The organism is Kosakonia oryziphila (assembly GCF_900094795.1).
Lineage (GTDB): Bacteria > Pseudomonadota > Gammaproteobacteria > Enterobacterales > Enterobacteriaceae > Kosakonia > Kosakonia oryziphila.
In genome coordinates this window covers 245,803-259,096 of sequence record NZ_FMBC01000001.1, presented here as the reverse complement: position 1 = coordinate 259,096, position 13,294 = coordinate 245,803, and the positions used below count along the sequence as shown (strand labels likewise).

General features: G+C 51.3%; 13 protein-coding genes. All 13 read right to left on the bottom strand.

Going from position 1 to position 13,294, the window contains the following annotated elements; translation table 11 throughout:
• Positions 1 to 4: 4 nt before the first annotated feature.
• Positions 5 to 601, bottom strand: a complete 597-nt coding sequence (gene rnhB, locus GA0061070_RS01240; protein WP_090132945.1) for a ribonuclease HII — start codon at positions 599 to 601, stop codon at positions 5 to 7.
• Positions 598 to 1,746 carry a lipid-A-disaccharide synthase gene (gene lpxB, locus GA0061070_RS01235; RefSeq protein WP_090132943.1) on the bottom strand — a complete coding sequence of 383 codons (1,149 nt, stop codon included), beginning with the start codon at positions 1,744 to 1,746 and terminating at the stop codon, positions 598 to 600. The genes rnhB and lpxB overlap by 4 nt, the downstream gene beginning before the upstream one ends.
• Complete coding sequence (gene lpxA, locus GA0061070_RS01230) at positions 1,746 to 2,534, bottom strand: acyl-ACP--UDP-N-acetylglucosamine O-acyltransferase (RefSeq protein ID WP_090132941.1); 789 nt, start codon at positions 2,532 to 2,534, stop codon at positions 1,746 to 1,748. The genes lpxB and lpxA overlap by 1 nt, the downstream gene beginning before the upstream one ends.
• Before the next feature lie 3 nt (positions 2,535 to 2,537).
• Positions 2,538 to 2,993 carry a 3-hydroxyacyl-ACP dehydratase FabZ gene (gene fabZ, locus GA0061070_RS01225; protein ID WP_090132939.1) on the bottom strand — a complete coding sequence of 152 codons (456 nt, stop codon included), beginning with the start codon at positions 2,991 to 2,993 and terminating at the stop codon, positions 2,538 to 2,540.
• A gap of 170 nt (positions 2,994 to 3,163) precedes the next feature.
• Complete coding sequence (lpxD, locus tag GA0061070_RS01220; RefSeq protein WP_090132937.1) at positions 3,164 to 4,192, bottom strand: UDP-3-O-(3-hydroxymyristoyl)glucosamine N-acyltransferase; 1,029 nt, start codon at positions 4,190 to 4,192, stop codon at positions 3,164 to 3,166.
• Between the two features lie 3 nt (positions 4,193 to 4,195).
• Positions 4,196 to 4,690: a molecular chaperone Skp gene (gene skp / locus GA0061070_RS01215; protein ID WP_090132935.1), complete on the bottom strand. Its 495-nt coding sequence runs from the start codon at positions 4,688 to 4,690 to the stop codon at positions 4,196 to 4,198.
• Between the two features lie 117 nt (positions 4,691 to 4,807).
• Positions 4,808 to 7,222 carry an outer membrane protein assembly factor BamA gene (gene bamA / locus GA0061070_RS01210; RefSeq protein WP_090132933.1) on the bottom strand — a complete coding sequence of 805 codons (2,415 nt, stop codon included), beginning with the start codon at positions 7,220 to 7,222 and terminating at the stop codon, positions 4,808 to 4,810.
• 31 nt (positions 7,223 to 7,253) lie between these two features.
• Complete coding sequence (gene rseP / locus GA0061070_RS01205) at positions 7,254 to 8,603, bottom strand: sigma E protease regulator RseP (RefSeq protein WP_090132930.1); 1,350 nt, start codon at positions 8,601 to 8,603, stop codon at positions 7,254 to 7,256.
• Between the two features lie 11 nt (positions 8,604 to 8,614).
• Complete coding sequence (cdsA, locus tag GA0061070_RS01200) at positions 8,615 to 9,472, bottom strand: phosphatidate cytidylyltransferase (RefSeq protein WP_090132929.1); 858 nt, start codon at positions 9,470 to 9,472, stop codon at positions 8,615 to 8,617.
• A 12-nt stretch (positions 9,473 to 9,484) separates the two neighbouring features.
• Entirely contained in the window at positions 9,485 to 10,243 is a 759-nt protein-coding gene (gene ispU / locus GA0061070_RS01195; RefSeq protein ID WP_090132927.1) for a (2E,6E)-farnesyl-diphosphate-specific ditrans,polycis-undecaprenyl-diphosphate synthase, read from the bottom strand.
• 182 nt (positions 10,244 to 10,425) lie between these two features.
• Positions 10,426 to 11,625 (bottom strand): 1-deoxy-D-xylulose-5-phosphate reductoisomerase, encoded by a 1,200-nt coding sequence (gene ispC, locus GA0061070_RS01190; RefSeq protein WP_090132925.1) that lies wholly within the window; start codon positions 11,623 to 11,625, stop codon positions 10,426 to 10,428.
• A 95-nt stretch (positions 11,626 to 11,720) separates the two neighbouring features.
• Complete coding sequence (gene frr, locus GA0061070_RS01185; RefSeq protein ID WP_090122655.1) at positions 11,721 to 12,278, bottom strand: ribosome recycling factor; 558 nt, start codon at positions 12,276 to 12,278, stop codon at positions 11,721 to 11,723.
• Positions 12,279 to 12,427: 149 nt separating this feature from the next.
• Positions 12,428 to 13,153 carry a UMP kinase gene (gene pyrH, locus GA0061070_RS01180; RefSeq protein WP_090122653.1) on the bottom strand — a complete coding sequence of 242 codons (726 nt, stop codon included), beginning with the start codon at positions 13,151 to 13,153 and terminating at the stop codon, positions 12,428 to 12,430.
• Positions 13,154 to 13,294 lie beyond the last annotated feature (141 nt).

Sequence of the window (13,294 nt, the reverse complement as noted above, 5' to 3'; positions counted from 1 at the left end):
AAAATCAGGACACAAGGTCCAGCGCGCGTTTAACCGGCGCAAAGCTACGCCGATGATGCGCAGTTGCGCCATGTTCCGCCAGCTTCGCCAGATGGAAAGCCGTTGGGTAGCCTTTATGTTGCGCAAAACCATATTGCGGAAAAAGAAGATCAAGCTCAGCCATTTCAGCATCTCGCGTAACTTTCGCGATAATCGATGCCGCACTGATTTCCGCCACCCGGCTATCACCTTTTACTACTGCCAGAGAGGGCATTGGCAAGGCTGGGCAACGGTTGCCATCAATCAGTACAAATTCCGGGACGATAGAGAGCCCGGCAATTGCACGCTGCATCGCCAGCATAGTGGCATGCAGAATATTCAGTTTGTCAATTTCATGCGGTTCAGCGCGCCCCAGACTCCAGCACAGCGCTTTCTCTTTGATCTCTTCACTCAGCGCCAGTCGGCGTTTTTCGGAGAGTTTTTTCGAATCGTTCAGACCAATGATTGGACGCTCAGGATCGAGGATCACCGCCGCCGTCACTACCGCGCCAACTAAAGGCCCGCGCCCTACCTCATCCACACCGGCAACCAAATGCGTGTGTGGATAAATAAACTCCATCATTGTGCTAATTCCAGTACTGCGTCAGCCGCCTGTTCATCGGCATTACAGCGAATCTGCTGGTGCAGTTCGCGGAAAATGTCATGCATTTCGTGGCTGGTTTTACCGTTAGCCAACAGCGGCGCTAGTGCACCGGCCAGTGCATGCGGCTGGCACTCATCCTGCAATAATTCTTTCACCAGTTCACGTCCAGCCAGCAAATTTGGCAGCGAAACATAAGGCGTTTTCACCAGCCGCCTGGCCAGCCAGAACGTGAATGGCTTCATGCGATATCCCACGACCATTGGGCATTTCGCCAGCATGCACTCCAGCGCAGCGGTACCGGAAGCCAGCAAGGCCGCATCTGCGGCGATCATCGCCTCACGCGCCATACCATCCAGCATATGCACAGGCAGATCGGGAGCAACTTCCGTCTTAATCCGCTCAAACTGTTCGCGCCGTTTGGCGTTGACCAACGGTACAACCACTTCAAGATCGGGGTAGCGTTCACGCAGCAACTGCGCGGTACGCAGGAAATCGGCGCTCAGCATTTCCACCTCAGCGCCACGGCTACCTGGCAGTAACGCCAGACAGTGAACATCATGGGCAATTCCCAGATGGTTGCGCGCTGCGCCTTTATCCGGATCCAGCGGCATCGCATCCGCCATGGTATGACCGATAAAACGGCACGGCACGTTAAATTTGTCATAAAACGCTTTTTCGAAAGGCAGAAATGCAAGCACCAGATCGGTAGCTCTGCCAATTTTGAAAACGCGTTTTTGTCGCCATGCCCAGACGGACGGACTGACATAATGGATGGTTTTGATACCCTGCTTTTTCAGATTGCCTTCGAGGGTAATGTTGAAATCCGGCGCATCGATACCGACAAAGACATCCGGTCGCAGCTCACTAAAGCGATGTGTTAAATCAGCGCGGATATGCAACAGACGGCGCAGACGGCCCAGTACCTCAACGATACCCATCACCGCAAGCTCTTCCATCTCATACCAGGCTTCACACCCTTCAGCCTGCATACGCGGCCCTGCAACACCGACAAAACGGGCGTTGGGGACTCGCGATCTCAGCGCACGGATAAGACCAGCACCAAGAATATCGCCGGAGGTTTCTCCGGCGACGAGGGCTATCGTAAGAGGACGATTATCGATCATTACCGAATCAGGCCGCGCGTTGAGCGTTCGAAGAATTGCATAAACGCATCAACTTCCGGATACTTCGCAGCAAGCTCAGCAATCTCCGGTTTCGCCTCTTCCAGCGTTTTACCGCTGCGGTACAATAGTTTGTACGCATTGCGGATAGCCACTAACGCTTCTTTGCTGAAACCGCGACGTTTCAGGCCTTCAATGTTCACACCAAACGGTGTGGCATGGTTACCCTGAGCAATCACATAAGGCGGTACATCCTGCGCCACGCCGGAGCAGCCGCCAACCATCACGTGCGCGCCGATAATGCAGAACTGATGCACTGCGGTCATGCCACCGATGATAGCAAAGTCGTCGACGGAGACATGCCCCCCCAGCGTTGCGTTATTTGCAAGAATGCAGCGATCGCCAACAGTACAGTCATGCGCAATATGCGCATTGATCATCAGCAGGTTATCGCTGCCCACCTTCGTCAACCCTCCGCCCTGTACTGTGCCACGGTGGATAGTGACGCTTTCGCGGATGCGGTTGCGATCGCCAATTTCCACATGAGTCGGCTCGCCAGCATATTTCAGATCCTGGTTAACCTCGCCGATGGATGCGAACTGATAGATCTCGTTGTCGCGGCCAATCGTCGTATGACCATTCACCACAACGTGAGATTTCAGAACCGTACCCTCACCAATTTCAACGTGAGGGCCAACAATACAAAACGGGCCAATGTGAGCGTTGGCACCAATAACGGCACCGTCTTCAACAATAGCAGTTGGATGAATAAAGGCGGTTTTATCAATCACGTATCAGGCCTCCCGGCTACGTGCACACATCATAGTAGCTTCACAAACAACTTTACCGTCTACTAGCGCAACGCCTTTAAAGCGAGTCAGGCCGCGACGGGTTTTCTCGAAAGTGACTTCCATGATCATTTGATCGCCTGGCACAACGGGACGCTTAAAACGCGCTTCGTCGATACCGGCGAAGTAGTACAGCTCACCCGGTTCCAGTTTACCAACGCTTTTAAACGCCAGAATACCGGTAGCCTGCGCCATTGCTTCCAGAATCAGCACGCCCGGGAAAATCGGTTTGCCAGGGAAATGACCCTGGAAAAACGGCTCGTTTACCGAAACATTTTTTACTGCGCGCAGAAAATGACCTTCTTCAAAATCCAGCACACGGTCTACCAGTAAGAACGGGAAACGGTGCGGCAGAAGTTCCAGAATCTCTTCAATGTGCAGAGTATGAGTGTCAGTAGTCAAAATACTCTTCCTGTCTAAATATACTAAAAGGCAATAATAACACGGCCCGCGGCAATCATCAGAAAGCCAACAGGCCGGGAAGTATATACACTTTAGGCTTCTCGCCGCAGAGGCGTTTTGTCGCTTCTCTGACGCCGGGAGGCTTTGTGTACAAGCGTTATGCAGGTGAATTATTCGTCTTGTTGATTAACCTTGCGCTCGACGGCTTTCAGGCGCTTGCTCATATCATCAATATTCATCACCAGGGCTGCGGTTTTTCGCCACACTTTATTTGGCTGTAGTGGGATACCTGAGGAGTAGACTCCTGGCTCAGTGATAGGACGCATGACCATCCCCATCCCCGTTACGGTAACCTTGTCGCAAATTTCCATATGCCCATTGATTACGCTGGCGCCGCCGATCATGCAATAGCGGCCAATTTTCAAACTGCCCGCCATGATTACGCCACCGGCAACCGCCGTATTGTCGCCAATCACAACGTTATGTGCAATCTGACACTGGTTATCAATGATCACGCCGTTACCGATGCGGGTATCGTCAAGCGCGCCGCGATCAATTGTAGTACAGGCGCCAATCTCAACGTTGTTACCAATGATAACGCGGCCAAGTTGTGGGATTTTAACCCAATTTCCGCGGTCGTTGGCGTAACCGAAGCCATCAGAACCGATCACCGAACCCGATTGCACCAGGCAATTTTCGCCGATCTCAATCTCATGGTAAACGGTCACATTTGCCCACAAACGCGAACCCGCACCAATTTTTGTTTTTTTCCCAACAAAGCAACCCGCGCCAATAATAACGTTATCGCCCAGGATAACGCCGGATTCGATCACCGCATTCGCGCCGATTGCTACATTGCTACCCAGAGTGGCCGTCGCATCAATCACCGCACCAGGCGCGATGCTGCTCGCCGGCTGCGGCGTGGTATCAAGAATTTGGGCCATACGCGCGTAAGTCAGGTACGGATTTTTTACGACCAGCACTGCGCTTTTGGCAAAAGGAAGATCGTCTTGCGTCATGACGACAGCAGACGCCTGACATCCAGCCAGGTGTTCACGGTACTTAGGATTGACCATGAAAGTGATTTGGCCTGCTTCGGCAGATTGCATGGACGCAACGCCGGTGATGACGATATCGCCATCACCGTGTAACTCTGCATCCAACTGCTGAGCTAAATCAGCCAGTCGAATTGAAGGCATTACTTATTTAACCTGTTTCAGTACATCAGCAGTGATGTCTTTTACATCGTTGCTGTTGTAAATAACGGCGTTGGAAGGAAGAACCAGATCAACACCCTGATCGGCAGCGACTTTTTTCACTGCAGTCTGGATGCGAGTCACCAGCTTGCCACGTTCTTCATTAGAACGACGAGCCTGATCCTGCTCGAAAGCCTGAGCTTTCTGAGCAAACGCCTGACGACCTGACGTGATGTCTTTTTCCAGCTTGCTGCGATCGCTCGCCTTCATGGTAGAGCCATCACGTTGCAGACGCTGGGCTTTGGCTTGCAGGTCGGATTCCATGCTCTGCAGTTCGCTCGCGCGACCGCCGAATTCGTTTTTCATTGTCTGAGAAACGCCGGAACTCTGCGCAACCTGTTGCAACAGGCTACCCATGTCAACAATTGCAACCTTGTCAGCAGCTTGCGCTGACGCTGCCATTGCTAAACCGAAACCTGCAGCTAATAACAACTTTTTCACAATTAACTCCTTACCATCCCGTTCGTACCCGGAGGTACAGCTCTTTGCGTGGCCTGGCTTCCAGTTGAAAGCCACAGCCATCACTACACTGCGAATGCATTCCATTGCCACGCGGAATTACCAGGTTTTACCAATGTTAAACTGGAACTGTTCCGCTTTGTCTCCATCGTACTTTTTAAACGGCTGGGCGTAGGAGAATACCAACGGCCCTAATGGGGACATCCATTGTAATGCAATCCCAGCAGACATGCGGATATTACTCGGATCGCTATAATCCGGAATACCCAGCGCTTTCATTTCTGTGGTATTTTGCCAATTTGTATCCCATACGCTACCTGCATCCCAGAAGAATGAGGTACGTACAGAGTTAGCATATTTGTCGCTGATAAACGGCGTCGGCGTGATGAACTCAAGGCTGGCCACGCCCATAGCATTACCACCTACGGCATCACTGGACTTACAATATGCCAAAGCCGTTGTATTACAGTTGCTCAACCCACTACCGCCGTAATAAACAGCTTTCGGACCAATGTTGTTGGACCGGAAGCCACGAACAGTACTGGAACCACCGGCGTAGAAGTTCTCATAGAATGGCATCTCCTTGCCACCTAAACCGTCACCATAGCCCCAACGAGTACGACCCAGAATTACCCATTTGTGATCATCGTCAATCGGGAAGTAGGAAGCGGTATCTACCGTCACTTTGTAGAACTCGTTATTGGAGCCAGGAACCGTAACTTTGCCGTTCAGGTTGACGCGCGAGCCCTTCGTCGGGAAGTAGCCACGGTCGAGGTTGCTATACGTCCAACCATAGTTGAAGGTGAAGTCGTCCGCCGAGTAACCATTGTTATCATTAGTGGTGCTGGCGTTCTGACCTACAGAATCCAGATAACGCCACATCGCTATCTGAGGTTCCATTTTCGACAGGCTGTTATGGACATAACCTAAGCCCGCACGCAAGGTGTTGTACTCGTTGATCGGGAACCCGAGGGTACCATCCAGACCGTAACTCTTGTTGGTATAAGAAGAAAGGTCTGCATTGTCAGCTTTAAAGTCGTTATAGAAAATACGACCGCCGAGGCTAACGCCGTCAACCGTGAAGTACGGGTTGGTAACGGAGAATTCAGAGTAGGTCTGGTAGTTGTTTTTAGTCCCGCTGATACCCACAGAGTAGCCGGTACCTAACCAGTTATCCTGCTGGACGCCAACCTGGAAGCTTACGCCGCTCTCAGTACCATAGCCAACACCGAAGTTGAAGCTACCGGTATTACGCTCTTTCACCTTATAGACAACATCAACTTGATCCGGGCTGCCCGGAACACGCTGCGTTTCGGTATCAACCGTCTCGAAATAGCCCAGACGGTTCAGACGCTCTTTACCTTGATCTACCAGATCGCTACCCAACCACGCCCCTTCCATCTGGCGCATTTCGCGACGCAGAACGGCATCTTTCGAGGTGTCATTGCCTTCAAAGCGGATCTTGCGAACATAAAAACGGTTGCCAGCATCCACATTGATATGCAGCTTAACCGTTTTGTCCGTATCGTTGATTTCAGGTTGAGACTGTACACGCGGATAAGCGTAACCATAGCGACCGAGAAGCTTTTTAATATTATCTTCCATTTTGGTTACTTTGGTGCCGTTGTATAGTTCGCCCGGCTCGATCTTCGTCAGGCTCTCAATTTCTGCAGAGTGGCCAGCAAGGTTACCACTTACCTGTACGCTGGAGAGCTTGTACTGCTCGCCCTCGGTCACGTTGATGGTAATGTAAATACCTTTTTTATCCGGCGTCAGGCTAACCTGAGTCGAATCAATGTTAAAGCGGGCATAACCGCGATCCAGATAGTAGCTGCGTAAACTTTCCAGGTCGCCAGCCAGTTTCTGTTTCTGGTATTTGCGATCGCCAATCACGTTCCACCATGGCACCTCATCGCGCAGCTGGAAGCTGGAGATGAGCTGTTCGGTAGTAAAAGCGTGATTACCGACGATATTGATCTGTTGGATTTGCGCGGAAACGCCTTCCTGGAATACCAGTTTTAGGTCAACGCGGTTGCGCGGCAGCGGGGTCACAACAGCTTTAACGCTGGCGCTGTATTTACCCACGCTGTAGTAGAAATCTTCCAGTCCCTTTTCGATATCGGATAGAGTGGTGCGGTCCAGTGATTCACCGACACGCACGCCAGAAGCTTCAAGGTTCTGTTTCAGCATGTCATCTTTCACCGACTTGTTGCCGGAAAAAGTAATGCTGGCGATTGTCGGGCGTTCTTTTACCTGGACGAGCAGGGTATCACCATCACGTAGGACGCGAACATCCTCGAAGTTGCCGGTGGCAAACAACGCGCGAATGGTGTTACTGATATCTTCATCATTCACCGTATCACCAGGACGAACTGGCATACTGAGGAGGGCCGCACCAACGGCGACACGCTGCAGGCCTTCGAAATGAATGTCCTTCACTACGAACCCTTCAGCACCGTATACGGTGGCGCTGCTAAACAGCAGCGACGCTATGAGCAACTTTTTCATCGCCATCGTTATTATGCGTTCTTCCTAACAAACTCTCTTACAACCGAGAGAAATCATTGAAAAGTGCAAGCCCCATTAACAGCACCAGCAAAATAGAGCCAATGCGATAACTAAAGTCTTGAACTCGCTCGGATACCGGTCCGCCCTTCAGCTTCTCAATCGCCAAAAACAGCAGATGCCCACCATCAAGAACGGGTAATGGGAACAGGTTAATAATGCCTAAGTTCACGCTTATCAATGCGAGGAACATCAGGTAGTAAATCAACCCGAACTCCGCTGACATCCCAGCCCCCTGAGCAATTGAGATTGGCCCACTGAGGTTGTTCAGTTTTACATCACCGGTGATCAATTTCCCCAACATACTGACCGTCAGCTTCATCAATTGCCACGTTTTATCCGTGGCTTCAACGATGGCGCTAAATGGCCCGTACTGGCGTACTGTCTTATATTCATCTGGCAGTGGAATAACTTTAGGCACGACGCCCGCGAAACCCTCTGCTTTGCTACCGGGTTTTGTATCCGGTATCAGAGTCAAAGACAAGGGAACCCCCTGCCTTTCTACTTCCAACGCTAACGGTGTTCCCGGATTATCCCGCACCAGAGTAACGAACGTCATCCACTGAGTTAACTGCTGACCATCGACTTTAACGATCCTGTCGCCAGCTTGCAAACCTGCTTTACTGGCCGCTGATCCTACCTGCACCTCCGCGAGGACAGGCTCAAGCTGCGCAGCACGAGGCTGAATACCCAGCGCGGCTATCGGATCGTCTTTATCAGGTTGAAAAGCCCAGTGACGTAAATCTACGACCTTTTCCTGGCGATTGTTGCTGCCAAAAGGCGCTACGCTGACGGTCATCTGGCTATCGCCGATTTTTGACACCAACTGTAAGCGCACAGCATCCCAATCAGGCGTTTCGATGCCATCAATCGATTTAAGTTCCATCCCGGGCGCAATTTGCGCGTTTGCGGCAATGGAATTGGGTGTTATTTCACCAACCACCGGGCGAACACCGGGAACGCCGATGATAAACACCAACCAGTAGGCGAAGATGGCAAAGATAAAGTTAGCAATTGGACCTGCGGCAATAACAGCGGCACGCTGGCCAACTGTTTTATTGTTGAAGGCGTAGTGACGCATTTCCGGAGCAACCGGTTCGACGCGCTCATCCAGCATTTTGACGTAACCGCCCAGGGGAATCAGGGCAATCACAAATTCGGTACCGTGTTTGTCTGTACGACGACAAAGTGCTTTGCCAAAGCCAATGGAAAAACGCTCTACCCGTACGCCACAGCGGCGAGCAACCCAGAAATGGCCAAATTCATGCACGGTGATCAACACACCCAGCGCAACGACGAACGCCGCCAAATTCCAGAGAATGCTCAGCATAAAACCTTCCGTCAAATCGTCCTGAAAACCAGCAATAACAGGCAGGCAAATACGGGTACTGCCGCTGTCAGACTGTCAATGCGATCCAGTATACCGCCATGACCGGGAATAAGATGACCACTATCTTTAATACCGGCTTCACGCTTGAACATACTTTCGGTTAAATCACCCAGTACGGAGGCCAATGCAGCCACCACAGAGCAAATCAGCAAAGTAGATGGCGCTATCTCAAGATTCGCCCAGGCGCCGTAACCCCAGGATATTACCCCGGCAGTCAGCAGGCCACCGAAAAAGCCTTGCCAGGTTTTTCCGGGAGAGACTTTTGGCGCCAGTTTATGCTTGCCGAATAATTTACCAAACATGTACGCGCCGGAATCAGCACCCCAGACGAGGATCATGACATACAGCAACCACAGCGCGCCATCATAGTGGTTATCGTTATAGTGCCAGGCACGCAACACCAGCATGCCCCAAAAAAAAGGCACAATCGTTAATATGCCAAACACAAGACGCAAGACTCTGGAGTTGCGCCACAGCACAGCAGATGCCGGATAGCTCAGTACCAACAACAGAGCGCCTACCCACCAGGCCAGCGAGGCCCAAAGCGAGAATTTCACCAGCGGTTGATGGATATTATTATGATATTGTGGCAACAACAGCAACATGAGCGCCAATAGCAGCCCGCACAATACCGCCAGCCAAACCCGCTGAGAACGGTACGAAAAACCGCTTAGTTGCCCCCACTCCCACGCAGCAAGCATACAAACAGCGAGCGTAACGATCGCAAAACCCACCAGCGGCAACCAAAAAAGAGCTGCGATAACTATGGGAATTAATACAAAAGCAGAAATCAGGCGATACTTCAGCAAAAGCTACCCCCATCAGGCGTTTTCGCCACCAGGCTCGGTGCCGCCGAAACGACGCTCTCGATTAGCAAAGGCATGCAGCGCACCTTCAAAGTCTTGTTCATCAAAATCGGGCCAAAGAACATCAGTAAAGTAAAGTTCGGCATAGGCAATTTGCCAAAGTAAAAAGTTACTTATGCGATGTTCTCCACCAGTCCTAATCACTAAATCAACGGGAGCCAGCTCATGCATGCAGATTTGCTTATTAAGCGTTCCTTCATCAATTTGATCCGGGCGTAACAGCCCTTCCTGCACTTGCACGGCTAATTGCCGGACTCCCTGAACAATATCCCAGCGACCACCATAGTTCGCTGCGATATTCAGCGTCAGCCCAGTATTCTGGGCGGTCAACGCTTCTGCTTTGCGGATACGCTCCTGCAAACGCATATTAAAACGACTGGTATCACCAATGATACGCAAGCGCACATTGTGGCGGTGCAGGCTTTTTACTTCACTATCCAGCGCCCACACAAACAGCTCCATCAGCGCGCTCACTTCCTGCGCCGGGCGATTCCAGTTTTCACTACTAAAAGCATAAAGCGTCAGTGCATCGATACCATTGTTGGCGGCAAATGAGACAGCGCGGCGAACAGACTTTGCTCCAGCCCTGTGACCAAAGGCACGAAGTTTCCCCTGTCTTTTTGCCCAGCGACCATTGCCATCCATGATTATCGCAACATGGCGGCAGCCATGTGTTGGCAAATTTTCGCTTGTCGGTTGGTTGGCTGACAACATAACGCGTTTTAGTCCCTGAAAAGGATTTAGCGGCACTCAGGAATACAAAGCCCTTACGCAAAAAAGCCGCGTAAACCACGGCTTACTCAATCAGCCATATCGTAAACTGGCAATTTTGTGGCGCAGACTATATCACCGAAGCCCAACGCTAACAAATAGCACCGTTACTCATGACTGTAATATCACTTGCTTGCGAGGCGCATCACTTGTTTTTGCGCAACCTCACGAGCTTGCGCATCCACAGCAAGTACATCATCAATACTCTGCGGCTCTCGCAAATCCATCTGCTCAAGCACAGACAGATTAAGGGTAGCGATATCTGTAAAACAGATGGCAGATGCCAGGAATGCCGAGACAGTCACCTCGTTTGCTGCGTTCAGCACCGTTGTCGCAGCCTGCCCTTCATCGGAGGCATCAATAGCCAGTTTCAGACAAGGATAGCGATCGAAATCAGGCTCCGCGAAACTCAATGAACTCAGTTTGCAAAAATCGAGGGCATTGACGCCAGACAGCACACGCTCAGGCCACGCCATTGTATGCGCAATGGGTGTACGCATATCCGGCTCACCCAACTGCGCCAAAACACTGCCATCCTGATAGCGGACCATGGAGTGGATCACTGATTGCGGGTGAATCAGCACTTCCATCTGGCGGGCAGCGGCATTAAACAACCAGCGTGCTTCAATGTATTCCAGACCTTTATTCATCATGGTGGCGGAATCAACGGAGATTTTACGTCCCATTGACCAGTTCGGATGACGACATGCCTGATCCGGCGTCATTGCTGCCAAATCAGACAGCGGCGTCTCCCGGAACGGGCCACCAGACCCGGTAAGCAGAATAGACGAAACTCCATTCAACTCAAGATCAGCGTACCCCAGGTTCTGCTGAATTGTTTCCGGTAAACTCTGAAAAATCGCGTTATGCTCGCTATCAACCGGCAAAAGCCGCGCACCGCTCGCTTTCACCGCCTCCATAAACAGACGCCCGCAGGTAACCAGCGCCTCTTTATTGGCCAGTAACACGGTTTTACCGGCACGAATAGCGGCCAGTGTAGGCACCAGTCCGGCTGCGCCTACAATCGCTGCCATTACTTGATCGACGCCATTTAGCGCGGCCATTTCGCAGGCTGCTTGCTGACCACTGAGCAATTCAGTACGGCAACCATGCTCACGCAATGCCAGCTTCACTTGTTGTGCACTATGCGCGTCGTCCATTACGGCGAAACGAGGAGAGAATTCAAGACACTGCTCAATCATACGGGCAACGTTCTTACCCGCGACAAGCGCAGTAACCGAAAAGCGTTCAGGGTTATGGCGTACCACATCAAGTGTGCTGCAACCAATAGACCCCGTTGAGCCCAGAAGGGTTAAATGCTTCATTAAACGCTCACAATGTTGCGAGGATAAAAAGCAAAACGCCGCCAGCAAAGCCACCGGATTGGCTCTCTGTACGGCGTTTTAGTCGGTTTTTCGAATCAGAACTGCATCAGTTCTGCTTCTTTGTCCGCCAGCGCCGCTTCCACTTTTTTGATCGCAGCGTCGGTCAACTTCTGCACGTCATCCTGTGAACGACGATCGTCATCTTCACTGATTTCTTTATCTTTCAGCAACGCTTTTACTTTATCGTTCGCGTCACGGCGGACGTTACGTACTGCAACACGCGCCTGCTCAGCTTCACCGCGTACAACTTTAATCAGATCTTTACGACGTTCTTCCGTCAGCGCGGGCAGCGGAACACGGATATCGCTACCTGCGGAGCTTGGGTTCAGGCCAAGGTCAGAAGTCAGAATCGCTTTCTCAACAGCCGGGCTCATGGAACGATCGAACACGTTGATTTTCAGAGTACGGGAATCTTCCACCGTTACGCTGGCCAGCTGACGCAGCGGAGTCGGCGTACCGTAATATTCCACAACGATGCCATCCAGCAGGCTCGGGGAAGCGCGGCCAGTGCGCACTTTGCTGATTTGGGTTTTGAACGCTTCAACGCATTTTTCCATGCGTACTTCAGCATCTTTTCTGATATCACTAATCACGTTACGGATCCTTGAAATCTTGTCGCAGACAGGCCATACGGCGGGTGTGCTAAGTATAGTCTGTTCAATTAATGGCACCGCAAAGATGCCAGAAAGGACTGCTTAATAAATTAAAGCGGAATCTTACCTTTATTTATTGCTTACGGGAATTACTCCGTAATCAATGTGCCTTCTTTTTCGCCCATGACAACGCGACGCAGCGCGCCAGGTTTGTTCATGTTAAATACGCGAATAGGCAATTTGTGGTCGCGAGCCAGCGTAAAGGCTGCCAGATCCATCACTTTCAGTTCTTTGTCCAGCACTTCGGTATAGGTCAGTTGCTCACACAGGGTGGCAGTCGGATCCTGTACCGGATCGGCAGTGTACACACCGTCAACTTTCGTTGCTTTCAATACCACATCGGCTTCGATTTCGATGCCGCGCAGACACGCTGCGGAATCGGTAGTGAAGAACGGGTTACCAGTACCTGCACTAAAAATCACTACGCGATTATTACGCAACAGGCTGATCGCTTCTGCCCAACTGTAGTTATCACAGACGCCATTCAGCGGAAAAGCAGACATCAAACGCGCGTTCACATAGGCGCGATGTAACGCATCACGCATTGCCAGGCCATTCATAACCGTCGCCAGCATACCCATGTGGTCGCCCACAACACGGTTCATCCCCGCTTTCGCCAGACCAGCCCCACGAAACAGGTTACCACCACCAATCACTACACCAACCTGAATACCCAGTTCAACCAGCTCTTTAATTTCCTGCGCCATACGGTCGAGAATACTTGCGTCAATACCGAAGCCTTCTGCTCCCTGGAGCGCTTCGCCGCTAAGCTTAAGCAGAATGCGTTTGTAGACGGGTTTTGCATTGGTAGCCATGTTTCTTTCCTGAGACTGTCAACAATTGGACGGGTTTAATACTGGCGTATGATACGTCGCCTGCCAGCGCAAACACTAGTGTGCTGGCTGATTTTCAGATGAAGGGCATAAAAAGAAGCCGCCCTCAGGCGGCTCCTTTTT

What these genes read in the sequence shown, in the direction of transcription:
- ispC (WP_090132925.1), bottom strand. Translation starts at nt 11,625, where the DNA reads ATGAAGCATTTAACCCTTCTGGGCTCAACGGGGTCTATTGGTTGCAGC.
- pyrH (WP_090122653.1), bottom strand. Translation starts at nt 13,153, where the DNA reads ATGGCTACCAATGCAAAACCCGTCTACAAACGCATTCTGCTTAAGCTT.
- rseP (WP_090132930.1), bottom strand. Translation starts at nt 8,603, where the DNA reads ATGCTGAGCATTCTCTGGAATTTGGCGGCGTTCGTCGTTGCGCTGGGT.
- rnhB (WP_090132945.1), bottom strand. Translation starts at nt 601, where the DNA reads ATGATGGAGTTTATTTATCCACACACGCATTTGGTTGCCGGTGTGGAT.
- ispU (WP_090132927.1), bottom strand. Translation starts at nt 10,243, where the DNA reads ATGTTGTCAGCCAACCAACCGACAAGCGAAAATTTGCCAACACATGGC.
- bamA (WP_090132933.1), bottom strand. Translation starts at nt 7,222, where the DNA reads ATGGCGATGAAAAAGTTGCTCATAGCGTCGCTGCTGTTTAGCAGCGCC.
- lpxB (WP_090132943.1), bottom strand. Translation starts at nt 1,746, where the DNA reads ATGATCGATAATCGTCCTCTTACGATAGCCCTCGTCGCCGGAGAAACC.
- lpxD (WP_090132937.1), bottom strand. Translation starts at nt 4,192, where the DNA reads ATGCCTTCAATTCGACTGGCTGATTTAGCTCAGCAGTTGGATGCAGAG.